Genomic DNA, 23,266 nt, shown 5'->3' on the forward strand with positions numbered 1-23,266 from the left:
TAGCCCGGCTTTCGCTATCCGCCGGCCGGGGGCACGCCCAGCGCCCGGGTGAAACCGGCCGGCACCAGGATGTCGCCGGGCCCGAGGTCGTGGATCGAGGAATGCCCCAGACCCATCAGGGCCGAGTCGATGCCCCCGCGCAGAATGTCGAGGACGTTCTCCACGCCCGGTTGGCCGGCCGCGGCCAGGCCCCACAGGTACGCCCGGCCGATCATCACGGCGCGCGCCCCCAAGGCCAGCGCCTTCACGACGTCGCTGCCGCGCCTGATGCCGCCGTCGAGCAGCACCTCGACCTGATCGCCGACGGCCTCGGCTATCGCTGGCAGAGCGCGGATCGCGGCCGGCGTGCCGTCCAGGTTGTTGCCGCCGTGATTCGACACCGAGATCGCCGAAACCCCCGCGTCCACAGCCCTTTTGGCGTCATCGACGCGGATTACGCCCTTGAGCATGAACGGCCCGCCCCACAGCTCGCGAAGCCAGGCGATGTCTTCCCAGGTCGGCGGCGGCGTGCCCATCCACTCGCCGTAGGCCGCGAAGAAGGGGGGCCCGGGCTCGCCGCGGCGGCCCTGGTTGGGCACCCGCAGCTCCGGGGGGCGCATGGTCTTCGCCCACTGCAGGAACCACCGCGGCTTGGTAATGACCTCCGGGCTCATCTTGAGGATGGTCTTGAGGTCCATCTTCTCCGGGATCGACGGGCTGCCCCAGTCGCGGCCGTGCGAGAAGCTCCAGTCGGTGGTGACGATCAGGCCCGCCGCGCCGGCCGCCCGGGCGCGCTCGACCCGCGCGGCGATCGCGTCGCGGTCACCCAGCCAGTACACCTGGAAGAACAACTTGGGGTTGGCCGCGATGACCTCTTCGATCGGCTTGCTGGCGAACGAGGACAGCCCCATGGCGGTGCCGCGGGCGGCGGCGGCCCGCGCGACGGCCACCTCGCCGTCGGGGTGCACGGCCTGCACGCCGGTCGGTGAGATCAGCACCGGCATCGAAATGTCCTGCCCCATCACGCTGGTCGCCATGTCGCGCTTGGCCGGCGCGCCGACGACGTGGGGGGCGAAACCGAGTTCGCCGAAGGCCTCGACGTTGTCGGAAACCGTGATTCCCTTTTCGCTCGCCGAAATCAACGACGAATAGGCCGATTTCGGCAGCCGGCGCTTGGCGCGCTGCTGCGCGATGGCAACGGTTTCAAACCATTTCTCGGCCATTGTCACACCGGGCTTTCGTTACACATGCGGGCCGGTGGCGCCGCGGGCGTGACCGTCGGCGGCCGCAGCGACAGCGTGAGCGGCACCGGTTGGCGGATGCGCTTGCCGCGGGAGTGGTCGGCCCGGGGGCGCGGCGTCTCGCGGTCGTGCGCCAGCGCCGACGTGCTGTGGCCCTGGACGCATTCGGGGTCCGGCCCGTCGAGCGGCAGGCCGGTGAAGAACTTGGCCGCCATGCAGCCGCCACGGCAGCTGTCGTAATGCCCGCAGCTGCCGCAGGCTCCCGCCGACTGCGGTTCGCGCAGCTCGCGGAACAACGGAGCGTTCTTCCACACGTTGTCAAAACCGTTGTCCGTCAGCACGTTTCCTGCCAGGAAGCGGTCATGGATGGCGAACGGGCAGGCGTACACGTCACCGACGGGGTCGATCAGGCACACGACGCGGCCCGCGCCGCACATGTTCAGGCCGGCCAGCGCCCCGGACTGACCGAGCGGGGCCAGGTGGAAGAAGGAGTCGCCGGTGAGCACCCGCTCGCCCTTGGCGACCAGCCAGTCATACAGTTGGACCTGCTGGTCGGCGGTAGGGTGCAGCTCCTCCCAGACATCGGCGCCGCGCCCGGAGGGGCGCAACCGGGTGATCCGCAGGGTGGCACCGTAACGGCTTGCCAGTGCGGCGAATTCGTCGAGCTGGTCGACGTTGTGCCGGGTGACGACCACGGAGATCTTGGCGTCTTTGAAGCCGGCGTCGGCCAGATTCTGCAGCGCACGCACCGCCATGTCGAACGACCCGGGCCCGCGCACGGCGTCGTTGACCTCGGCGGTGGCACCGTCCAGCGAGATCTGGACGTCGACGTAGTCGCTGGCCGCCAACCGCGCGGCGACCTCGGGCGTGATGCGCACGCCGTTGGTGGAGAACTTGACGCCGACGTGGTGGGCGGTCGCGTAGTCGACGAGCTCCCAAAAGTCCGGGCGCACAGTGGGTTCGCCACCGCCGATGTTGACGTAGAACACCTGCATGCGTTCCAGCTCATCGATGATGTCCATGCACTGACGGGTGGACAGCTCGCGCGGATCCCGTTTGCCCGACGACGAGAGGCAGTGCACGCACGCGAGGTTGCAGGCGTAGGTGAGCTCCCAGGTGAGGCAGATGGGCGCGTCGAGCCCGTGCTCGAACTGCTCGATCAGCCGCGGTACGGCCGCTTGGGGCGGTGCGGTCATTGATGGTCCTCCCGGGGCACCAGCATCTTGGAGTCGACGAGCACACCCAGCGCGTGCAGGTAGGGACCCTGCCCGGCGTCATCGATGCCCGCCGCGCGACAGGCGGCGCGGACATCGGGGTGGTCGGTCAGCGATTGCACCACCGTGAGGATGGTGCGGTTCTTCAGGAACGACAGCTTGCGGGTGCCGAAGTGATAGAGCAGCGCGCCGAACGGTTCCGGCCGCACCGCCACCTGCGGGTGCAGTCGCCAGCCGCGATCAGGGTCGAACACGGTGTCGCCGGCGGGGCGAGCCGTGCGTGCCTGCGCGGGCGCAGGCACGGTCAGTAGACCCCGCACATGCCGTCGATGGACACCTCTTCGACCAGCGTCTCGGTGACGAGTTGGGGGTCAGTTTCGGTTTCGTGGTCCACGGGGCCTTGCCTTTCGTCGGGTCTTGACAACGATGGGGTCTGAGTCACACTCGCGGCCAGAATATGGCATCGAGTGCCGAAATGGAAGGGCGGGGCCTGGAGATGCCGCAGCCGCGGGTGGGCAGGCGCCGCTCGACCACGCCGGGCCACATCACCGACGTGGCCATCGACCTGTTCACCGCCCGCGGTTTCGCCGACGTGAGCGTCGACGACGTCGCCCAGGCCGCCGGCATCTCCCGGCGCACACTCTTCCGCTATTACGCGTCCAAGAACGCCATCCCGTGGGGCGATTTCGACACCCACCTCGCCCACCTGCGGGACCTGCTCGACAACGTGGATTCCCGGGTGCGTCTGGGCGATGCGTTGCGCGCTGCGTTGTTGGCCTTCAACACCTTTGACGAATCCGAGACCGCCCGGCACCGGCAGCGCATGCGGGTGATCCTGCAAACCGCTGAGCTGCAGGCCTATTCGATGACGATGTACGCCGGCTGGCGCGAGGTGATCGCCGGATTCGTGGCCCGCCGTTGCGATTGCAAGACAACCGACCTGCTGCCACAGACCACCGCCTGGACGATGCTCGGGGTGGCGCTGTCGGCCTACGAACACTGGCTCAGCGATGAATCGGTCCCGCTGCCGGTCGCCCTGGGCAACGCCTTCGACGTGGTCGGCGCGGGTCTGAACGAGCTGGACACTTGAGCGTCGAGCACCTGGTGCACACGCTGCGCGCCCAGGGCGGGTTCTGCGCCTCGTCGGGCTCCGCGATGTACGGCGAGCTGTTCGAGCTGGTGGCCGGCGACGTCGAAGCCGGCGGCGTGTTCGCCGCCATTCTGTCCGGGCACCGCGACGCCCCTCGCGCGACGCGGTGCCGCTCAGGTTGCTCGGCGGGCTGCACCGGCTGGTGCTCGACGGCCGCGCGGCGCACCTGCGCCGCTGGTATCCCAGCACCGGCGGCAGCTGGAACGCCGCATCGGCCTGGCCCGAAATCCGCGACACCGCGGCCGGCCACGCCGATGCGCTGCGCGCGGCTTTGGACCAACCACCGCAGACCAACGAGGTGGGCCGATCGGCCGCGCTGATCGGCGGACTGCTGCACCTCAATCAATTCGGGTTGCCCGTAAGGCTTTTCGAGATCGGGTCGAGCGCGGGGCTGAACCTGCGAGCCGACCATTACCGCTACCGCTTCGCCGGGAGCCAGTGGGGAGCGCCCGGCTCGCCGGTGGCCATCGATGACGCGTGGCGCGGCGCGCTGCCGCCCGAGCGCGACGTGCGGATCGTCGAGCGGCATGGGTATGACATCGCGCCCATCGACGTCGGCGACGCCGACGGGGAGATGACCGTGCTGAGCTACGTCTGGCCCGACCAGGGCGCGCGGCTGGCCCGGCTGCGCGGGGCCATCGATGTCGCCCGCCGGGTCCCGGCCCGCCTCGAACGCCGGACGGCGGCCGACGCGGTCGCCGGCCTCGAGCTGGCCGGCGGCGCGCTCACCATTCTGTGGCATTCCATCACCTGGCAATACCTGTCGGCGAAAGAACGCGACGCGGTGCGCGCCCACGTGGACGCGCTGGCGGCACGCGCCGATGCGCGCTCGCCGTTCGTCCACCTGACGATGGAGCCGGCGCGCGATGGTCCTGGCGCCCCGATCAGGTTCGAGGTGTGCGCCCGCAGCTGGCCCGGCGGCGAGTCACGCGTCCTGGGCGACTGCCACCCGCACGGCCCGCCGGTACACTGGCGGTAAACGCATGCGGCCGAATTACCGGACTGTGTCCGGCAATTCGGCCGCATTGGGGTTTGTGCGTACTAGACCGTATTACGTCCCCATGAAGGTCATCGGATCGTGCAGCACCCGGGTGCCGTCATGCAATCCGTCGATGGCCTCCATGTGCTCGGGCTCCAAGGTGAAGTCGAACACGTCCAGGTTCTGGGCGACGCGCTCGGGCTTGGACGACCGCGAGACGACGACGTTGTCCAGCTGCAGGTTCCAGCGGACCAGCACCTGCGCCGGCGTGCGGCCGTACTCGGCGGCGATCGACGTGACGATCGGGTCCTCGAGCATCTTGCCGACACCCAGCGGGCTGTAGGACTGCGTCTGTACCTCGTGCTTGAGGTGGGCCTCGCGCAGCTCGGCCTGGTTGAGGCGCGGGTGCAGCTCGACCTGGTTCACCGCGGGCACCTCGGCGGTCTCCTCGATGACGTTCGTCAGCAGTTCCTCGGTGAAGTTGCAGACGCCGATCGAGCGGACGTGCCCCTCGTCGCGGGCGACCTTCATGCCCTCGAAGCTCTCCACGTACTTGCCCAGCTTCGGCGCCGGCCAGTGGATCAGGTAGAGGTCGAGGTAATCCAGCCCAAGACGGTCCAGGCTCTCCTTGCACGACTCCTGCGCACTCTGGAAGCCCTGCCGCGACGTGCCCAGCTTGGTGGCGACGAACAACTCCTCACGCGGGATGCCCGACGCGGCGATCGCACGCCCGACGGCTTCTTCGTTTCCGTAGGAGGCAGCGGTGTCGATGAGGCGGCAGCCGACCTCCAGGGCCGCGAGTACCGAGCTTTCCGTCTCCTCATCGGACAACTTGGCTACTCCGAGACCAAGCACCGGCATCTTCGCCTCGTCGTTGAGGGCGACGGTCGGAATCGTGCTGGACGAGCTGTATATCTCATCAATCACTGTCACTTTTCAATCACCTGCCTGCCAGGTTGGGGTGTGGGGTTCCTTCGACATAAACGATTCAGGAGCAAAACGCCGAGCGGCTTAAGCCAACCCTTGTGCAACGTATGAGCCCCCGAAGATCGCTCGCTTGGAGACAATAACCGAGCGCGGCGGACGCCGTGGGGACCGCAGCCGAAGACATCGCATTAGCAAAAATTCTTGGGCCCGGAAGTTACCGCTTTCCAGCACAATAAGATTGGCGATGGAATTTTGGCAATTTTGTGACCCGGCAGACACAGGGGCGCCGTGCCCTTCACGAAGGCAATCGAAACCTTGCGGCGATGTGATCTGCGACACCATCGAATTCGCTTGTGGCACATTACCAATCTTGGGTGAAATGCCGCGGGGGCAAGGCGGCCTACCGGCGAAAACACCGATAATGGTGCGTGTTTCACTCGGGAACGGATGCATGACGCTTCGTGATGTGACCGTGATATACCGTGATGCGACTGTGATGTGAAATCACCTATCCCCTACCATCGAAAGACGCCGACCACGCGCTACCCCCTGGAAGCGAGGGCAAGTCTGTCGCATGAAGACAATGCAAGAGCTTTTCGAAATTGCCTGGCAAGCAACGCAAATCGGTGCGGCCACGCTCAAGAAATCACAGCCGAGTTCGGTGCAGCACAAGGGCGACCGCGACCTGGTCACCGACATCGACCTCGCGATCCAGCGCGACATCGCCGATTACCTGGCCCAAACCACACCTGACATCGCACTACTGGCCGAAGAGTCCGAGCAACAACCGGACATCGAAACCTCCGAGTGGCTCTGGGTGCTCGACCCCATCGACGGAACCTCGAACTTCGTCCACGGGCTCCCGTTGTGCGCCGTATCGCTGGCCCTGCTGCGGGGTGGCCGCACCGTCGTCGCCGTCACCCATGCGCCCCTGCTCGGCAAGACCTACCACGCGATCGAGGGCAAGGGCGCCTTTGTCAACGGGCAGCGGATCAACGCCAGCGCCGCCGACAGCCTCAGCGGGGCCATCGTGAGTCTCGGCGACTACGCCGTCGGCCACGACGCCGGCAGGCTGAATCAGCACCGGTTGGCGCTCACCGCCGAGCTGGTGCCGCGCGTCGAGCGCATCCGCATGATCGGCGCGGCGACCCTGGACCTCGCGTTCGTGGCCGAGGGATCCCTGGACGCCTGCGTGATGATGTCCAACAAGCCGTGGGACACCGCGGCGGGGACGCTGATCGCCCGCGAAGCGGGGGCACAGCTCACCGACGCCCAGGGCAATCCCCACACCCACAAGTCCCCGTCGACCGTCATCAGCGCGCCGGGCATCGCCGAACAACTCGCGACGGTCATTCGGAACACCGAGAACGCCGGCGACCGGTACGCGGCTCCCGTCGGCTAGCGGCGGCTCAGCTCAAAATTTCGGCTCAGTTCAACATTTCGGAGATGGGCACGGCAGCCGCGATCTTGGCGCGGACCTTCATGACCTTGCCGGGCATCCCGCCGCCGACCACCCCGACCAGGGCCCCGTCGCGTTCGTAGTAGGCCAGAAACTTGCGGCCGTCGTCCTCGACGACGTGGACGATGTCGTCGGCCTCCGGCTCGCCCAGGCACTGGATCTTGACGTCGTACTGGTCGCTCCAGAAGTAGGGGACGACCACCGCGGGGGTCACGTCCTGCCCCAGCATCGCGGGCACCACGGCGCGGGCCTGGTCGGCGACATTGCTCCAATGTTCCACTCGCCCTTGGTGTCCCGTCGCGTCGCGCCACGACGCGACATCCCCGAGAGCCCACACGTTCGGCGCGCTGGTGCGTCCGGCCTCGTCGCAGATGACACCGTTGTCGACGGTGACGCCGCTGCCCTCGAGCCATTCGGTGGCCGGGCGCGACCCGATGCCGACGACCACCACGTCGGCCGTCAGCTCGGTGCCGTCGCTCAACACCACCGCCTCGACATGCGTGTCACCGCGCACCTCCGCCACGCCCACACCGAGCCGCACGTCGACGCCCTCGGCGCGGTGCAGGCGGGCCACCAGCTCGCCGATCTGCTCGCCGAGCACCGCGGCCAGCGGTGTCGGCTGCGGCTCCACCAGCACCACGTCGACCCCCAGGCTGCGCAGGCTGGCCGCCACCTCGCAGCCGATGAAGCCCGCGCCGATGACGACGGCGCGCTGCGCCGCCGACGCGTGCTCGCGCAGCGCCAGGCACTCGTCGAACGATCGCAGCACCCGGATGCCCTCGAGATCGGGAATCGCCGGGATGCGCCGCGGGACCAGCCCCGTGGCGATGACGAGTTCGTCGTAGCGCAGCGTCGTCCCGTCGTCGAGCGTCACCGTCTGCGCCGCGGTGTCCAGACTCTTCGCGGCCGACCCCAGGCGCAGGGTGATGTCGTTCTCGTCGTACCACTCGCGCGGTTTGAGCGCGGTGTCGTCGACCTCTTTGCGCAGCACCTCTTTCGACAGCGGCGGGCGGTCATACGGCAGGTGCACCTCGTCGCTGACGAGCGTGATGGGCCCGGAATACTCCGATTTCCGCAGCTGCTCGGCGGTGCGGGCGGCAGCCAATCCGCCGCCGACGATCACGATTCCGTTGGTGGCGCTTTCGTCACTACTCACGTGGAGTTCTTAGCACGATGGCCGGTCAGTACTTTAGGGCACCCTTATCCACGGGGATCTGCGTGCCGGTGAGTGTCCCCGAGCCGTCGCCGGCGAGCCACGCCACGACGTCGGCGACTTCGTCGGCCGTCATGAAACCGTTGGGCTGCACCGGCATTGGGGGAAAACTGTGCACGAAGCTGGGATGGGTGGCGAAGATCTCCATCATCGCTTCGGGTTCGATCATCGGGGTCTCGACCGAGTACGGATGGATCGAGTTGACCCGGATGCCGTATTCGCCGAGCTCGATGGCGAGGGTGTTGGTGAGCGCGGTGAGCCCGTGCTTGCTGGCCGAGTAGTGGCCGTTGCCCGGTGTGGCCTTGAGTCCCGCCGACGAGCTGACCACCACGATGGAACCGCCGTTGCCCGCCTCGATCATCGCGGGCACGGTGGCACGCAGCGTGCGCCAGGTGCCGGTCAGGTTGACACCGATGACCGCGTCCCACTGCTCGTCGGTGAGTTCCCAAACGCGGCCCCAGCTCAGCACTCCGGCATTGGCGACCACGATGTCGAGCCGGCCGAACTGTTCCATCCCGTCGGCCACCAGCTGCCGCAGCACGGCGTCGTCGCGGACATCGACCTCGCGGGCCAGGATCTTGCGCCCCTGCCCCTCGACCAGGCGCGCGGTCTCGTCGAGGTCCTCCCGGGTGGCGGGCGGGTAGGTCACGCTGGCGGAGGCCGGCGCGCAGATGTCCAGCGCGATGATGTCGGCGCCCTCGGCGGCCAGCCGCACCGCGTGCGAACGCCCCTGGCCCCGGGCGGCCCCGGTGATGAATGCCACCCGCCCGTGCAGTGATCCGTCCCGTCCAGCCACGTGTAACCCCTTCGACCGCCAATAGTCCAAGCCAGGCTAGCAGCGGAACTGAAACGTGTTCTAATTCACCCGCCGATCGGTGGCCGGGCCCTAGATTTCGGAGATGATCTGGGCGCGCCGGCCGTCGTATTCCTGGTCGGTGAGCGCGCCACTGGCGTGCAGATCGTTCAGCTCCTGCAGCCGCGCGGCGATCGACGGTTCGGGCGGCGTGACGACCGCCGATGGCGCCGTGCCCGCCGACGGCGGGGCCGCCGGCGCCGGTTGGGCGGCCGGTGCCTGCTGTTCGACGGCCCGGCGCACCACCGCCTGGATCTGCCCGCGCAGCGCCGGGTTCGACCGGATGTCGACCATCCGGTCGAGCGGAACGTTGTTGGCCTTGAGGATTGCCAGGATCTCCATCAGCGGGCCCGCCTGCCCGCTCAGGTCGTAGGTGCGGTTGTCCTCGGCCACCGTGAATTGCGCGGGCATCAGACCATTGACCAAAGCGCTTCGCTCCCAGTCGATCCGGTATTCGTTGGTGGTGGGGTTGACCAGGACGACCACCTTGCGGGCGTTGAGGTTGCCGAGGCGGGTGACGCTGGCGATCACGCGGTCTTCGCTGTCGAACGGCAGGAGCCCGGCCCCCGCGATGTGCAGGTGCACCTTGACGACCTGCTGGTTGTTGACCCACGTGCCCGTTTCCGTGATGCCGGTGATCTGCGCGAGGGCCAGCACGCCGCTCTGCTCGAGCGCGGCCACCTTGGCCGACGTCTTGGCACCGTAGTTGGCCAACGCGAGCGCGATCAGCACGTCGGCCGCGGTGATGAGCAGGCCGACGTAGAACATCCATTGCAGCAGGCTGTCGAGGCCCATGACGAAGTACACGACCAGGAAAATCGGGCCGACGAGGCCTCCGCACAGCAAAACGACCAACTGTGCCTTCAGGTAACGCGCTAACACTTGCCCCTCCTCGGCTTGCTGGGGTTTTGTGTCAGATTAGCGCTCGGAACCTCGCGGCGAACGCGTTACTCGCAAACCGATTCCGGGTGTCACACGAGCGGCGGTCGCAAGCGCGGCGAAGCCGGGCGCAGCGGGCCGCCGCCATCAAACGAGCCGGTCGGGAGGCACGATCGGCACCCGGCGCACCGGTGGTGCCGCCGGCTGCGTCCCCGCCGGGGCGTGCGGCGCCGCCGTGCGCGGCGACACCGGCAGCGTCGTGGCCGGGGAGGCCTGCGGCGCCACCTCGGCCTGCATCGGTGCGGCCGCGCCGGCCGGTGCCGACGTCGCGGGCGAGACGGTGCTCGCGGGGCCGGCCGGTGCGTAGGCCGGTGTCGCCACCCGCGCCGGTCCGGCCGGTGCGGTGGCCGAGGCCAGCGTCGCCGATCCCACCGGCGCCGCCGCGACCGGTGTGCCGACCGGTGCGGGCGCCGCGGCGGCCGCGGGCGCCACCGCCGCCGCGAGGGGCCCGGCGGGCGCGGTCGGCGCGGACGCGCCCATGGCGCCGGCCGTCATCGTCGGTACCTGTGCGGCCATCGACGCGGGCGCCGCCGCGGTCTGCAGGGGCGTCGCGTTGGCCGCCTCGGCGGCGGCGTACTGCATCGCGCCGCCGTTCATCAGCTGCACGAATTGGCTGTGGAACGCGGCCGCCTGGGCGCTGAGCGCCTGATAGACCTGGGAGTGGGCGTCGAACAGGGCGGCGATGCTCGCCGACACCTCGTCGGCGCCGGGGGCGAGCACCGCCGACGTCGGCCCCATCGCCGCCGTGTTGGCGGACGTGATCACCGACCCGATACTGGCCAGGTCCGTCGCGGCAGCCGCGACGAATTCGGGAGTCGCTTGAACGAACGACATCGGCACCTCCCCGCCAGGCCTTACGGTCACCGAGAACTATGCCGAAATCCTAGTCCAGGGCGCGCCGCGGCCGCATCATTTCAGCGCCGGTCCGACCCGACGATGCGCACAACAGACAAAGCCCGGATTGCCGTGTGGGCAATCCGGGCTTTGTTCTGACTGAAGTAGCGAACTACTTGATGATCTTGACGACCCGGCCGGCGCCGACGGTGCGGCCACCCTCGCGGATCGCGAACCGCAGACCGTCGTCCATGGCGACGGGCTGGATCAGCTTCACCGAGATGTTGGTGTTGTCACCGGGCATCACCATCTCGGTGCCCTCCGGCAGCGTCACCACACCGGTCACGTCGGTGGTGCGGAAGTAGAACTGCGGACGGTAGTTGTTGAAGAACGGCGTGTGCCGGCCGCCCTCGTCCTTGGACAGGATGTAGACCTGGCCCTCGAACTCGGTGTGCGGGGTGGTGGTGCCGGGCTTGGTCACGACCTGGCCGCGCTCGACGTCCTCACGCTTGATACCACGCAGCAGCAGACCGACGTTGTCACCGGCCTGACCCTGGTCGAGCAGCTTGCGGAACATCTCCACACCGGTGACCGTGGTCTTGGTGCTGGTTGGCTTGATACCGACGATCTCGACTTCCTCGTTCACGTTGACCACACCGCGCTCGACACGACCGGTGACGACCGTGCCACGGCCGGTGATGGTGAAGACGTCCTCGACGGGCATCAGGAACGGACGGTCGGTCTCGCGGACCGGGTCCGGGATCGACTCGTCGACGGCCTCCATCAGCTCTTCGACGGACTTGACCCACTTCTCGTCGCCCTCAAGCGCCTTGAGCGCGGAGACCCGCACCACCGGGGCGTCCTCGTCGAACTCCTGGGCGGCCAGCAGTTCGCGGACCTCCATCTCGACGAGCTCGAGGAGCTCCTCGTCGTCGACCATGTCGGCCTTGTTCAGGGCGACCAGGATGTAGGGCACGCCGACCTGACGGGCGAGCAGCACGTGCTCACGGGTCTGCGGCATCGGGCCGTCGGTCGCCGCGACGACCAGGATCGCGCCGTCCATCTGGGCCGCACCGGTGATCATGTTCTTGATGTAGTCGGCGTGACCCGGGGCGTCGACGTGGGCGTAGTGACGCTTGTCGGTCTGGTACTCCACGTGGGAGATGTTGATGGTGATACCGCGCTGACGCTCCTCGGGCGCGTTGTCGATCTGGTCGAACGCGCGGGACTCGTTCAGGTCCGGGTACTTGTCGTGCAGAACCTTGGTGATAGCCGCGGTCAGCGTGGTCTTGCCGTGGTCAACGTGACCAATGGTCCCGATGTTGACGTGCGGCTTCGTCCGCTCGAACTTCGCCTTCGCCACTTCTGTGTCCTCCTGGACTAGTTGGTGCTTGTTAAAGCAGTGTTGGTGTTTTCAGTTGTGCCGCGCCCAAGGCATTGCAATGACCCGGCAAGATTACTCCGAGCGACTCTTTACTGGCCGGTCGCCTTCGCGATGATCTCCTTTGACACGTTCGCCGGCACTTCGGCGTACGAGTCGAAGACCATGGAGTAGTTTGCCCGGCCTTGGGTCTTGGACCGCAGGTCGCCGACGTAGCCGAACATCTCCGACAGCGGCACATGCGCCTTGACCACGCGTGCACCGCTCCGCTCCTCCATGGCCTGGATCTGGCCACGGCGGGAGTTCAAGTCGCCGATCACGTCGCCCATGTAGTCCTCGGGCGTGGTGACCTCGACGGCCATGATCGGTTCCAGGATGACCGGCTGCGCTTGTGCCGCAGCCTTTTTCAGCACCTGGGAACCGGCGATCTTGAAGGCCATTTCCGACGAGTCGACCTCGTGGAACGCCCCGTCGAGCAGTGTGACCTTCAGGTTCACCAGCGGGTAGCCGGCCAGGACGCCGTACTGCATGGCGTCTTGGGCACCGGCGTCCACCGACGGGATGTACTCCCTGGGGATACGCCCACCGGTGACCTTGTTCTCGAACTCGTAGGTCGCGCCGTCCTCGCCGGTGAATGGCTCGAGGTTGATGATCACCTTCGCGAACTGACCCGAGCCACCCGTCTGCTTCTTGTGGGTGAACTCGACGTTCTGCGCGGCCCGCTTGATGGTCTCCTTGTAGGCCACCTGCGGCTTACCGACGTTGGCCTCGACCTTGAACTCGCGACGCATGCGGTCCACCAGGATGTCCAGGTGCAGCTCGCCCATCCCGCCGATCACGGTCTGGCCCGTCTCGTGGTCCAGGTGCACCTTGAAGGTGGGGTCTTCCTCGGCGAGCTTCTGGATCGACAGCGACAGCTTCTCCTGGTCGCTCTTCGTCTTGGGCTCGATGGCCACCTCGATGACCGGGTCGGGGAAGGTCATCGACTCCAGCACGACCTGCTGGTTCGGGTCGGACAGGGTGTCACCGGTGGTGGTGTCCTTGAGCCCGATCACCGCGTAGATGTGGCCCGCCGACGCGGTCTCCACCGGGTTCTCCTTGTTGGAGTGCATCTGGAACAGCTTGCCCAGCCGCTCCTTCTTGCCCTTGGTGGCGTTGATGACCTGGCTGCCGGAGTCGACCTTGCCGGAGTACACCCGGACGTAGGTCAGCTTGCCGAAGAACGGGTGCGTGGCGACCTTGAACGCGAGCGCGGAGAACGGCTCCTCGGTCGACGGCTTGCGGGTGACCTCTTCGTCCTCCTTGCCCGGCGCGTGACCGACGGCCGGCGGCACGTCCAGCGGCGAGGGCAGGTAGTCGATGACGGCGTCCAGCATCGGCTGCACACCCTTGTTTTTGAACGCACTGCCGCACAGCACCAGGTAGGCCTCGGAGCTGATGGTGAGCTTGCGCAGCGCACCCTTGATCTCCTCGACCGACAGCTCCTCGCCGCCCAGGTACTTCTCCAGCAGCGCCTCGTCGGTCTCGGCGACCGCCTCGAGCAGCTTGGTGCGGTACTCCTCGGTCTTCTCGGCCAGGTCGGCCGGGATGTCGATGGTGTCGTAGGTCTCGCCGAGCTTGGTCTCGCCGCGCCACACCTTGGCGTTCATCTCGACCAGGTCGACGATGCCCTCGAAGTCGCCCTCGGAGCCGACCGGCAGCTGGATCGGGATGACGTTCGCGCCGAGCCGCTCCTCCATGGTGCGCACGGAGAAGTAGAAGTCGGCCCCGATCTTGTCCATCTTGTTGACGAAGCAGATGCGCGGGACGTCGTACTTGTCGGCCTGCCGCCAGACCTGCTCGGACTGCGGCTCGACGCCTTCCTTGCCGTCGAAGACGGCGACGGCACCATCGAGAACACGCAGCGAGCGCTCGACTTCCACGGTGAAGTCGACGTGCCCGGGGGTGTCGATGATGTTGATCTGGTTGTCTTTCCAGAAGCAGGTGGTGGCCGCGGAGGTGATGGTGATCCCCCGCTCCTGCTCCTGCTCCATCCAGTCCATGGTGGCGGCGCCGTCGTGCACCTCACCGATCTTGTAGCTGATACCGGTGTAGTAGAGGATGCGCTCGGTCGTCGTCGTCTTGCCGGCGTCGATGTGCGCCATGATGCCGATGTTGCGGACCTTGGTCAGGTCGGTCAGCACGTCCTTCTGTGCCACAGAAGTCTTCCCACTCTTTCGATTGCTTAGTTGCTGTCTGTCGCGGTCAGGCCAGCGCCCCGGCACGCTCGCCGGAGAGACCTACCAGCGGTAGTGCGCGAAGGCGCGGTTGGCCTCGGCCATCTTGTGGGTGTCCTCGCGTCGCTTGACGGCGGCACCCAAACCGTTGCTGGCATCCAAAATCTCGTTTGCCAGGCGCTCGACCATGGTCTTCTCCCGGCGTTGCCGCGAGAAGCTGACCAGCCAGCGCAGCGCCAGCGTGGTGGACCGATCCGGACGCACCTCGACCGGCACCTGATAGGTGGCACCACCGACGCGGCGGCTGCGCACCTCCAGGGCGGGCTTGACGTTGTCGAGAGCACGCTTGAGCGTGATCACGGGATCGGTGCCGGTCTTGTCCCGGGCTTGTTCGAGCGCACCATAAACAATGCGCTCGGCGAGCGATTTCTTCCCCTGCAGCAGGACTTTGTTCACCAGCTGGGTGACCAGCTGCGACCCGTAGACCGGGTCGTTGACCAGCGGGCGCTTCGGCGCGGGGCCCTTGCGCGGCATCAGCTCTTCTCCTTCTTGGCGCCGTAACGGCTGCGAGCCTGCTTGCGGTTCTTGACGCCCTGGGTGTCGAGCGAACCGCGGATGATCTTGTACCGGACACCGGGCAGGTCCTTCACCCGGCCACCACGCACCAGCACCATCGAATGCTCCTGCAGGTTGTGACCTTCGCCGGGGATGTAGGCCGTGACCTCAACCTGGCTCGTCAGCTTCACGCGGGCGACCTTCCGAAGAGCGGAGTTCGGCTTCTTCGGAGTGGTGGTGTACACGCGGGTGCATACGCCACGGCGCTGCGGGCTGCCCTTGAGGGCCGCGGTCTTGACCTTGGCGACCTTGTCGCGGCGACCCTTGCGGACCAGCTGCTGAATGGTTGGCATCTACCGGCTTTCTCTGTTCGTGTTCGGCATATTTCTGGCGTCTTCAAGTCTGTGTACTGCAGTTATGTCCGTCCGCTTCACCCCGCGGCCGGGTGTGTCGCATGCGCTGCGCACCGGACGGAACTCCGATGCATGGTGGACACGCGAATTCGCCCGGCATTCACTTCCTTACGGTTAGGCGCCGTAAGCCGCCAGGCACGAGGAACCACAATACCCGCCGCCGGTCTTGCAGGTCAAAGCGGCGGATTAGTGGCGATCGCAAGCGCGGCGCAGCCGGGCGCAGCGGGTCGCCACCGTCGGATTAGTGGCGATCGCAAGCGCGGCGCAGCCGGGCGCAGCGGGTCGCCACCGTCGGATTAGTGGCGATCTTGCACCGCCTAGCGTGCCCCGTCGTGGGCGGTGCGCAGTTCCAGGCCCGCCGCGAGGCGCAGCACCATGTCGGAGAACAACGCGTCGGTGTCGATGTCGTCCATGACGCCGGTCATCTCCAGCAACACGAAGCCGTGCAGCGCCGACCAGAATTCCAGCGCCGCATGAAAGGCCGCGTCGCCGTCGAGACCGTAGGAAGACAGCACGGCGATCACCGGGGCGGCCGCCCCGCGGGTCGCGGCCGTGTATTCGGGATCGTCACCGCCCAGCGGCATCCGGGTGAAGGCCGAGTACCGGCCCGGGTGGTGGTGGGCGTAGCTGCGGTACGCGCCCGCCATGACGAGCACCGCGTCGTCGCGGGCGCGGCCCTCGCCCACCCGGTTGAGCATCATGATGATGTCGTCGATCACCCGAATCCGCACCGCCCGGCGCAGGTCCTCCAGGCTGTCCACGTGGTTGTACAGCGACGGCCCCTTGGTGCCCAACTGCGTCGCCAGCGCGTTGATGGTCAGCGCGTCCCAGCCCTCGCGATCGAGGAACGTCAGCGCGCCGTCGATGATCCCTTCCCGGCTGAGCTTGGTCGGGCGCGAACCGGGCCGTCCCGCGCGTTGGCGCCCGGCCGCCGACGGCGATTCCGGTTGAGCTGCCATGGCGGTCGCCCTTCGATCGCGGGAACGGGTTGCGGTTAACTAATGACTCTAGTTGACGCCCGTTCAGACATTAATCTCCCCGGAGGGACATGAGCGCCCGGCAAAGGAAAATAAATCTGCCATCGGGCAGGCAAATGCACGTAGTGTCATGCTTGGCTCATTCGAGCAGACGACCCGTCCAAAAGGGGGGCCCGCAGTGAAGTGGACAACTGTCGCCGGGTCGCTGGCAACCTGCATCATCGCCGTCGGTGCCGCGGCCGCTACCCCACCGGGACTCGCACAGGCCAAGAACGGCGACACCCATGTCATCGGGGAGGACATGGAGCAGACGGTCGACTGCAACGACGCCACACTGCTGGTCAACGGCACCTTCCTGACCGTCACCGCCCTGGGCAACTGCTACGCCGTGACGGTGATGGGTTCGTCGAATGTCGTTATCGCCGACTCGGTTTCGCATGACATCACGGTGTACGGCTACGACCAGACGGTGTTGTACAAGGGCGGTCAGCCGTTCCTCTGGGACCGCGGCCGCGAATTGGGCATGACCAACCGGCTCCAGCAGGTGCCGGGCTGAGACACCACACCGAGGGGAATCAAACAACGATGCGTGCGCACACCTTCGCCCTGGCACCGGCCGCCGCGATCCTGGTGCTGGCCGGCTGTAGCTCGACGGCCAACCCGCCGAGCTCGTCGACGACCACCACCACGGCCAAGAGCAGCGCGACGACGAGTGCCGGGGCCGCACCGACGACGAGTTCGAGCGGCGCGAGCACCACCGCGTCCCTCGAGATCGGCAACACGGTGAACTACGGGTCGATGGGCACCACCACCAACCTCGACTGCGCCAGCGGCAAGTCGCTGAACGTGGCCGGTTCGGACAACACACTGACCGTCACGGGCAGCTGCGCGACGGTGAACATTGGCGGCACCAACAACAAGATCACGTTCGACAAGGTCGAGACGCGAATCACCGTGTTGGGGATGGACAACACCATCACCTACAAAGACGGCGATCCCAAGGTCGACAACCTCGGTTCGGGCAACACGATCAACAAGGGCAGCTGACCGCACCGGGGTGGCTCAATCGGCGGATGCGCCGTGCCGTCCCGCGCCCGCCGCGAACCGCCCGGCCCCTTCGTTCGCCTCCGCGGCCACCCGGGAGATGCTGGCGAATTCGACGTCGAGTGCCTCGGATTCCGTTGCCCCCCATTGATGTAGCACCGAGAGCCGATCCGACCGCAGGCACTGCTGTGGCAACGCCGCCAGTTGCGCCGCCAATTCCTCTGCGGCCCGGCGTGATTGGCCCTTGGGGACCACCCGATTCGCCAGTCCGATGGCCTGGGCTTCGTCGGCGGCCACCGCGCGGCCGGTGAGGATCATGTCCATCGCGCGACTGTGGCCGATCAGCCGCGGCAGCCGCACGGTGCCCCCGTCGATCAAGGGGACTCCCCAGCGCCGGCAGAACACCCCGAAGACGGCGTCCTCCTCGACCACCCGCAGATCGCACCAGATGGCCAGCTCGAGGCCGCCGGCCACGGCGTAGCCGCTGACCGCGGCGATGACGGGTTTGGACAGCACCATCCGCGTCGGCCCCATCGGGCCCGGGCCCGTCCGGTGCACGGCGTTGGCGTCGGGGGTGCCGAACGCCTTCAAATCGGCTCCGGCGCAGAACGTTCCGCCGTCGCCCCACAGCACGGCCGCCGACGCGGTGTCGTCGCGGTCGAATTCCTCGAACGCCGCGTACAGCGCGGCGGCCGTCGGGCCGTTGACCGCGTTGCGCGCCCCCGGCCGGTCGATGATCACCGTGGTCACCGGGCCGTTGCGCTCCACCCGCACCGGATCACTCATGTCGCCTCCGCACATAGTGGTTCGCGCCGCTGCAGCAGCTCAGCGGCGAAGTCGTGGTAGGCCGCCCGCAGCCGGGCCCCGGGCCAGTCGGCGGGCAGCAGTTCGTCGGGCAGGACGGGGTCGGTGAGCAGGTGCCGGACGGTGGCCGCGGCCACCACGAAACGGCCGGGGATGTCCGGCGCGGCGACCATGTCGTCGAGCAGCCGGTGCCCGGCCCGTGCCCAGGCGGGCAGGTCCCACAGCTGCGCGGCCAGCCCGGCGGGGTCGCCGTCGCGCGTCCGCAGGACCCGGACCCTGGCCGCGACGTCGGGTCCGAGCTCGGCGCCGATGTTGTCCGGGCGCATCCAGACTCCCTCGCGCAGCTCACCAAAACGCTTGTCGTGCATGGCGGTTCGCAGCGCGGCGCGGGTGCGCGCGTCGTCTCCCACGCTGGTCACGATCAGCGTGATCCACTCCCCCTCCCAGGGGCGCACGCGCGGGTCGATGGCATCGTCCTGGCGGCGTTGGCGGGCGAGCAGGCGATCCGAGAGCCGGTAGCCGTCCGCGTTGCGGATCAGGTCGCCGGCACCGACCATCCTGGTCAGCGCCACCCGCAGGGCCGACTCCTTGATGCCGAAATCGGATGTGAGCCTGACCAATTCGCTGGCACGGGCGCGCGCCGGGTGGGCGCCGAGCAGCACACTGAGCACCACCGACCGGGCCGTCATGTCCGGCATGGCTACACCCCGGACGCGCGGCGGCCGTGGTCGCCGAAGGGTTCGTCGCGATGCCGTACCGCCTCCCGGAAGCCGTGCTCGACCGCGTCGGCGACGAACGCGTGGCCCTCGGGCGTGTGCCGGGCGACACCGTCGAACACCGTGCTGACCATCCTGCTGGTGGCCACACCCTGTTGCAGCAGAGCGGAATTCAGTGCGAGCTTGACCATGATCAGCTGGTTGACCGGCACCGCGGCGATCCGCTCGACCAGCCGCTCGGTGCGCTCGTCGAGCTCCGCCGGGTCCGGCGCCTCCACGGCCCACCCCCACTCGGCGGCCTGCGCGCCGGTGATGCAATCACCGGTGAACAGCAGCCGTTTGGCGCGCTGGTCGCCGAGGCGGTGCGCCCAGAGTCCGGCGGCCGGCACCCCCCACACCCGGGTCGGGGGGTAGCCGATCTTGGCGTCGGCGGCCGCGATCACCTGGTCGGCGTGCAGCGCGATGTCGGTGCCGCCGGCCACGCAGTAGCCGTGGATCTTGACCACCGTGGGCTTGTCGGCGTGCATGAGGCTGGAAAAGCCCCGCACGAAGCGGCTCATCATCTGGTAATCGACCATCGGGTCCCACGGCTGATCCGCCAGATGGTTGACCGCCTGGGTCTTGCCGTCCAGCACGGTGCCCGCGTACGCACCGGTGCCGCCGGCCGAGCCGGTGCGGTCGGCGTAGGCGCTCAGGTCGAAGCCCGCGCAAAATCCCTCGCCGCGACCGGACACCAGGATGACGTGCACGCCCGGATCGAGGTCGGCCCGCTCCACCAGCGCCGAGAGCTCCAGCGGCGTGTCGGCGACGATCGCATTGCCCTTGTCGGGCCGGTTGAACGTGATCCGGGCGACCCGGTCGGTGACCTCATAGGTCATCGTCTTCAGGTTGTCGAAGTCGACCGGCCTGATCGCGTGAGTCATCCCTTTACTAGAGCACGCTCGAGAATCGGCGCCAGATCGAGCCCGTCCGGCATGGTGCCGAACGCGCCGCCCCACTGGCGGTCGAGCCGGGTCGTCAGGAACGCCTCGGCGACCGCGGGGTGCCCGTGGCGCACCAGCAGCGAGCCCTGCAGCGCCAGGCAGATGTCCTCGGCGACCTTGCGGCCGCGGTAGGCGATGGTCTCCAGGTTGGCCAGGTCGGCGCGCAGCCGCTCGACGTGGTTGCCCAGGCGGAGATCCTGACCCGCGCTCTCGGCGATTTCGTCGAACAGCACCTCGACGCATTCGGGGCGAGTCGCCATGGCGCGCAACGTATCCAGCGCGCTGACGTTGCCCGAGCCCTCCCAGATGCCCATCAGCGGCGCCTCCCGGTACAGCCGCGGCATGCCGGAGTCCTCGACGTAGCCGTTGCCGCCCAGGCATTCCAGCGCCTCGGCGGCGTGCGGGGTCGAGCGCTTGCACACCCAGTACTTGCTGGCCGCCAGACCGATCCGGCGCAGCAGCGCCGCGGTCTCGTCGCCGCGCACCGCCTTGTCGGTGGCGCCTGCCATGCGCATCGCGACCATGGTGGCCGCCTCGGCCTCGACGGCCAGGTCGGCCAGCACGTTGCGCATCAGCGGCTGGTCAATGAGGTAGGCGCCGAACGCCTTTCGATGTTGGGCGTGGTAGATGGCGCGCGTCAGGCCGGTGCGCATGCTGGTGGCGCTGCCCAGGGTGCAGTCCAGCCGGGTGAGGTTGACCATCTCGATGATGGTCGGCACACCGCGGCCTTCCTCCCCGACCAACCATGCTGTGGCGCCGTCGTACTCGACTTCGCTGGAGGCGTTGGCGTGGTTGCCGAGCTTGTCCTTGAGCCGCTGCAGGAACATCCGGTTGCGGGTGCCGTCGGGCAGCACGCGGGGAAGCATGAAACACGAGAGCCCTTGGGGTGCCTGCGCGAGCACCAGGAAGATGTCGCACATCGGCGCCGAGGTGAACCACTTGTGGCCGGTCAGGCTGTAGGTCCCGTCGGCGTTGGGGGTGGCCTGGGTGGTGCCGGCGCGCACGTCGGAGCCGCCCTGCTTCTCGGTCATCGACATGCCCGCGGTGATCCCCGGCTTGGTGGTGGCCGGCCGGAGTTCGGGGTCGTATTCGCGGGAGGTCAGCAGCGGCTCGTAGACCTTGGCCAGCTCGGGGTTGTAGCGCAGCGCGGGCACCACGGCGTACGTCATCGAGATCGGGCAGATGTGCCCCGGCTCGACCGTCCACACCGAGGTCTTGGCGGCGCGCACGACGTGCGCCCCCGGCCGGTCGTCGGCCCAGGGAGCGGCGTGCATGCCGTGGCTGATCGCCGCGCGCATCAGCTCGTGGTACGCCGGGTCGTATTCGACCTCGTCGACGCGGTGACCGTTGCGGTCGTGGGTGTGCAGGATGGGCCGGTTGCGGTCGGCGAGCTCGCCCCAGCGCTGCGCCTCGCGGGTGGCCGACAGGGCGCCGACCGCGTTGACCTCGTCGAGGCCCCACTCGCCGCCTTCGCGGATCAGGGCCTCGGTGAGCACCGCCGACGTGGCGGGGTTGTGGTCTTCCAGGGGCGGGACCTGGTTGGTGACGACGTGGGTATCCGACATGCCACCAATGTTACAGTTTCTCGACAGTTGCACAAGAGGTGTAATGATCAGCGCGGGTGGGCGGCGAAGAAGTCCCAGAGTTCCCGCGTCGCGAAGTCGGGCCACTCGTGGTCGCCCTGGTCGACCGTGATGAGCACGACCCCGCGGCCCTCGGCGCATCCCGCGGTCGAGGTGGTGATCGGCCCGTCGGTGGTAGTCGACGGGGTGCCGCACTGATCGACGTTGCGCCAGAACGCATTCACCCCGGGCACCGGAGGACCGTTGATGACGCTGTAGCCCGGTCCGCCGCCGTAGGGCACCAGGCTGTCCGCGGTGCCGTGAATGTGCATCACCGACACCGGATGTGGTGTCGGGCACGCGTTCAGCTGGGTGCCCGCGACGGGTCCGATCGCCGCGAAGAGCTCCGTGGTGCAGGCCAGCGTGTAGGACATGATGCCGCCGTTGCTCATGCCGGTGGCGTAGACCTTGGCGGTGTCGATGCCGACGTTCTTGGCGATGTCGCCGACGGCCGCCCTGATGAAGCCGACGTCGTCGACGCCTCGTTGTCCAGAGCGTCCGCAGCAGGTCTGGCCGTCGACGTTCCAGGCCTCGTCGAGGCCATCCGGGTAGGCGACGACGAACTTGCCCGAGTCGGCCAATGTGTCCCAGTGGTAATCCTTTTCGGCCTCCCGGGCGCTGCCCGACACACCGTGCATCATGACCACCAGCGGGGCCGGGACGTGCAGCCCGACGGGCTGGTACACCCGATAGCTGCGATCGAGATCGCCGACCTTGAGGTGGTGGACGCTGGTTCCGGTCACGAAGCCCGACGGCCGGTTCGCCTCCGCCGGCAAGCAGCCCGCGAGCACCAGGACGACAACAGCCAAGAGTGGGGTCAGCCGGCGCAGCATGGGTCAACGGTAAGCGCTGGTTCGCCCTCAGCCGTTTGTTTTCTCCCGCAGGAACGCGATGTCGTCCTTGCGGCCCTCGTCGGCGGTTTCGCAGATGACCGGCGCGTCGGCGGCCTTGACCACCGCGGCGAGCAACTCGGGATCGATCTGCCCGGTGCCGAAGTTGGCGTGCCGGTCCGCGCCGGAGCCCGCCGCGTCCCTCGAGTCGTTGCAGTGCACCAGGTCGATGCGGCCGGTCAGCGCCTTGATCCGGTCGACCGCGTCGATCAGCTGCTCACCCGCAGCCCAGGCGTGGCAGGTGTCCAGGCAGAACCCAATCCCCTTGTCGCCGATGTGATCCCACAGCCGGCCGATGGTGTCGAAGTGGCGGGCCATCGCGTGGTCACCGCCGGCGGTGTTCTCCAGGTAGACCTGCACGTCGGTTTCCAGGTAGTCCAGGGCCTTAACCCACCGCTCGAAGCCGGCGTCCATGTCGTTGTCGTCGGCGTGACCGCCGTGCACGATCACCGCCGTCGCGTTGATGGCCGCGGCCGCGTCGCAGGTGTCCTGCAGAATCTTGCGCGACGGGATGCGGATGCGGTTGTTGGCCGAGGCCACGTTGATCAGGTACGGCGCGTGGACGTAGAGCGGAATGGTCGACGCCTTCAGCGCCTCGGCGTCGTCACGCGGCTTGGGCTTCTTCCAGCTCTGCGGGTTGCCGAGGAAGAACTGCACCACGTCGGCGCCGTCGGCCTGCGCGGCGGCCAGCGGGTCGTCTTGGTGGACATGCGAACCGATGAGCACGGTGGCCAGTGTAGTGAGGGGCCCTGACGGCGGCGAGTGTGCGGCTGGCCGCACACCCGAGTCCGAACGTGCGGCTGGCCGCACAACCGATTGGCTCGACGCCCCACGCAACGAAAAAGCCCCGGGCGAAACCCGGGGCTTTTTCGTTGTC

The 23,266-nt window shown here is 67.9% G+C and carries 24 protein-coding genes and 1 pseudogene; 5 read left to right on the forward strand and 20 right to left on the reverse strand.

Going from position 1 to position 23,266, the window contains the following annotated elements:
• Positions 1-14 precede the first annotated feature (14 nt).
• From mftD to mftA, 4 genes are read right to left on the reverse strand one after another with little or no spacing between them, the layout of a single operon-like run.
• Positions 15-1,202: a pre-mycofactocin synthase MftD gene (gene mftD, locus G6N26_RS13680; protein ID WP_083018510.1), complete on the reverse strand. Its 1,188-nt coding sequence runs from the start codon at positions 1,200-1,202 to the stop codon at positions 15-17.
• A 2-nt stretch (positions 1,203-1,204) separates the two neighbouring features.
• Positions 1,205-2,416 (reverse strand): mycofactocin radical SAM maturase, encoded by a 1,212-nt coding sequence (mftC, locus tag G6N26_RS13685; protein WP_067166272.1) that lies wholly within the window; start codon positions 2,414-2,416, stop codon positions 1,205-1,207.
• Positions 2,413-2,754, reverse strand: coding sequence for a mycofactocin biosynthesis chaperone MftB (gene mftB / locus G6N26_RS13690; protein WP_197746755.1), 342 nt, complete (start codon positions 2,752-2,754; stop codon positions 2,413-2,415). Before mftB ends, mftC begins: the two co-directional genes overlap by 4 nt.
• A complete protein-coding gene (gene mftA / locus G6N26_RS13695; protein WP_064883852.1) occupies positions 2,739-2,828 on the reverse strand; it encodes a mycofactocin precursor MftA in 90 nt (29 codons plus the stop codon). Before mftA ends, mftB begins: the two co-directional genes overlap by 16 nt.
• A 102-nt stretch (positions 2,829-2,930) precedes the next feature.
• Here mftA and mftR point away from each other — a divergent pair, with 102 nt between their 5' ends.
• Both mftR and G6N26_RS13705 read left to right on the forward strand, forming a co-directional pair.
• Complete coding sequence (gene mftR, locus G6N26_RS13700; protein WP_083018570.1) at positions 2,931-3,524, forward strand: mycofactocin system transcriptional regulator; 594 nt, start codon at positions 2,931-2,933, stop codon at positions 3,522-3,524.
• Positions 3,521-4,563 (forward strand): annotated as a pseudogene (locus tag G6N26_RS13705) (DUF2332 domain-containing protein). Before mftR ends, G6N26_RS13705 begins: the two are co-directional and overlap by 4 nt.
• 72 nt (positions 4,564-4,635) lie before the next feature.
• Here the strand turns inward: G6N26_RS13705 and G6N26_RS13710 are convergent.
• Positions 4,636-5,496: an aldo/keto reductase gene (locus tag G6N26_RS13710; protein ID WP_082991291.1), complete on the reverse strand. Its 861-nt coding sequence runs from the start codon at positions 5,494-5,496 to the stop codon at positions 4,636-4,638.
• A gap of 568 nt (positions 5,497-6,064) precedes the next feature.
• Here G6N26_RS13710 and G6N26_RS13715 point away from each other — a divergent pair.
• Positions 6,065-6,892, forward strand: a complete 828-nt coding sequence (locus G6N26_RS13715; protein WP_083018512.1) for an inositol monophosphatase family protein — start codon at positions 6,065-6,067, stop codon at positions 6,890-6,892.
• Between the two features lie 25 nt (positions 6,893-6,917).
• Here the strand turns inward: G6N26_RS13715 and G6N26_RS13720 are convergent, their stop codons facing one another.
• From G6N26_RS13720 to G6N26_RS13765, 9 genes are all read right to left on the reverse strand, one after another.
• A complete protein-coding gene (locus G6N26_RS13720; protein WP_067166262.1) occupies positions 6,918-8,105 on the reverse strand; it encodes an NAD(P)/FAD-dependent oxidoreductase in 1,188 nt (395 codons plus the stop codon).
• A 25-nt stretch (positions 8,106-8,130) separates the two neighbouring features.
• A complete protein-coding gene (locus tag G6N26_RS13725) occupies positions 8,131-8,958 on the reverse strand; it encodes a mycofactocin-coupled SDR family oxidoreductase (protein WP_083018514.1) in 828 nt (275 codons plus the stop codon).
• A gap of 90 nt (positions 8,959-9,048) precedes the next feature.
• The gene (locus tag G6N26_RS13730) at positions 9,049-9,897 is read right to left on the reverse strand and encodes an SHOCT domain-containing protein (protein WP_083018516.1); all 849 of its coding nucleotides are present in this window, start codon (positions 9,895-9,897) and stop codon (positions 9,049-9,051) included.
• A 144-nt stretch (positions 9,898-10,041) separates the two neighbouring features.
• Positions 10,042-10,788, reverse strand: coding sequence for a PE family protein (locus G6N26_RS26340; protein WP_169925528.1), 747 nt, complete (start codon positions 10,786-10,788; stop codon positions 10,042-10,044).
• 172 nt (positions 10,789-10,960) lie between these two features.
• The gene (gene tuf, locus G6N26_RS13740; RefSeq protein ID WP_067166249.1) at positions 10,961-12,151 is read right to left on the reverse strand and encodes an elongation factor Tu; all 1,191 of its coding nucleotides are present in this window, start codon (positions 12,149-12,151) and stop codon (positions 10,961-10,963) included.
• A gap of 110 nt (positions 12,152-12,261) precedes the next feature.
• Entirely contained in the window at positions 12,262-14,367 is a 2,106-nt protein-coding gene (gene fusA / locus G6N26_RS13745; protein WP_067166246.1) for an elongation factor G, read from the reverse strand.
• 81 nt (positions 14,368-14,448) lie between these two features.
• Entirely contained in the window at positions 14,449-14,919 is a 471-nt protein-coding gene (gene rpsG, locus G6N26_RS13750; protein ID WP_008260850.1) for a 30S ribosomal protein S7, read from the reverse strand.
• The gene (gene rpsL, locus G6N26_RS13755; RefSeq protein ID WP_007767794.1) at positions 14,919-15,293 is read right to left on the reverse strand and encodes a 30S ribosomal protein S12; all 375 of its coding nucleotides are present in this window, start codon (positions 15,291-15,293) and stop codon (positions 14,919-14,921) included. Before rpsL ends, rpsG begins: the two co-directional genes overlap by 1 nt.
• A 377-nt stretch (positions 15,294-15,670) precedes the next feature.
• A complete protein-coding gene (locus tag G6N26_RS13765; protein ID WP_067166243.1) occupies positions 15,671-16,312 on the reverse strand; it encodes a TetR/AcrR family transcriptional regulator in 642 nt (213 codons plus the stop codon).
• A gap of 196 nt (positions 16,313-16,508) precedes the next feature.
• On the opposite strand from G6N26_RS13765, the gene G6N26_RS13770 reads away from it, so the two are divergent.
• Entirely contained in the window at positions 16,509-16,886 is a 378-nt protein-coding gene (locus G6N26_RS13770) for a DUF3060 domain-containing protein (RefSeq protein WP_067166240.1), read from the forward strand.
• 29 nt (positions 16,887-16,915) lie between these two features.
• Positions 16,916-17,377 (forward strand): DUF3060 domain-containing protein, encoded by a 462-nt coding sequence (locus G6N26_RS13775; protein ID WP_067166237.1) that lies wholly within the window; start codon positions 16,916-16,918, stop codon positions 17,375-17,377.
• A 15-nt stretch (positions 17,378-17,392) separates the two neighbouring features.
• On the opposite strand, the gene G6N26_RS13780 is transcribed toward G6N26_RS13775, so the two are convergent.
• Genes G6N26_RS13780 through G6N26_RS13805 form a run of 6 tightly spaced genes read right to left on the reverse strand, consistent with a single transcriptional unit; the run spans position 17,393 to position 23,115 of the window.
• The gene (locus tag G6N26_RS13780; RefSeq protein ID WP_067166234.1) at positions 17,393-18,160 is read right to left on the reverse strand and encodes a crotonase/enoyl-CoA hydratase family protein; all 768 of its coding nucleotides are present in this window, start codon (positions 18,158-18,160) and stop codon (positions 17,393-17,395) included.
• Positions 18,157-18,876: a PaaX family transcriptional regulator C-terminal domain-containing protein gene (locus tag G6N26_RS13785; RefSeq protein WP_067166230.1), complete on the reverse strand. Its 720-nt coding sequence runs from the start codon at positions 18,874-18,876 to the stop codon at positions 18,157-18,159. The genes G6N26_RS13780 and G6N26_RS13785 overlap by 4 nt, the downstream gene beginning before the upstream one ends.
• Positions 18,877-18,878: 2 nt before the next feature.
• The gene (locus G6N26_RS13790; RefSeq protein WP_067166227.1) at positions 18,879-19,817 is read right to left on the reverse strand and encodes a crotonase/enoyl-CoA hydratase family protein; all 939 of its coding nucleotides are present in this window, start codon (positions 19,815-19,817) and stop codon (positions 18,879-18,881) included.
• Entirely contained in the window at positions 19,814-21,442 is a 1,629-nt protein-coding gene (locus G6N26_RS13795) for an acyl-CoA dehydrogenase family protein (protein WP_083018520.1), read from the reverse strand. The genes G6N26_RS13790 and G6N26_RS13795 overlap by 4 nt, the downstream gene beginning before the upstream one ends.
• A gap of 47 nt (positions 21,443-21,489) precedes the next feature.
• A complete protein-coding gene (locus G6N26_RS13800) occupies positions 21,490-22,332 on the reverse strand; it encodes an extracellular catalytic domain type 1 short-chain-length polyhydroxyalkanoate depolymerase (RefSeq protein WP_083018522.1) in 843 nt (280 codons plus the stop codon).
• Positions 22,333-22,359: 27 nt separating this feature from the next.
• A complete protein-coding gene (locus G6N26_RS13805) occupies positions 22,360-23,115 on the reverse strand; it encodes a deoxyribonuclease IV (RefSeq protein WP_083018524.1) in 756 nt (251 codons plus the stop codon).
• Positions 23,116-23,266 lie beyond the last annotated feature (151 nt).

The organism is Mycobacterium marseillense (genome assembly GCF_010731675.1).
GTDB lineage: Bacteria > Actinomycetota > Actinomycetes > Mycobacteriales > Mycobacteriaceae > Mycobacterium > Mycobacterium marseillense.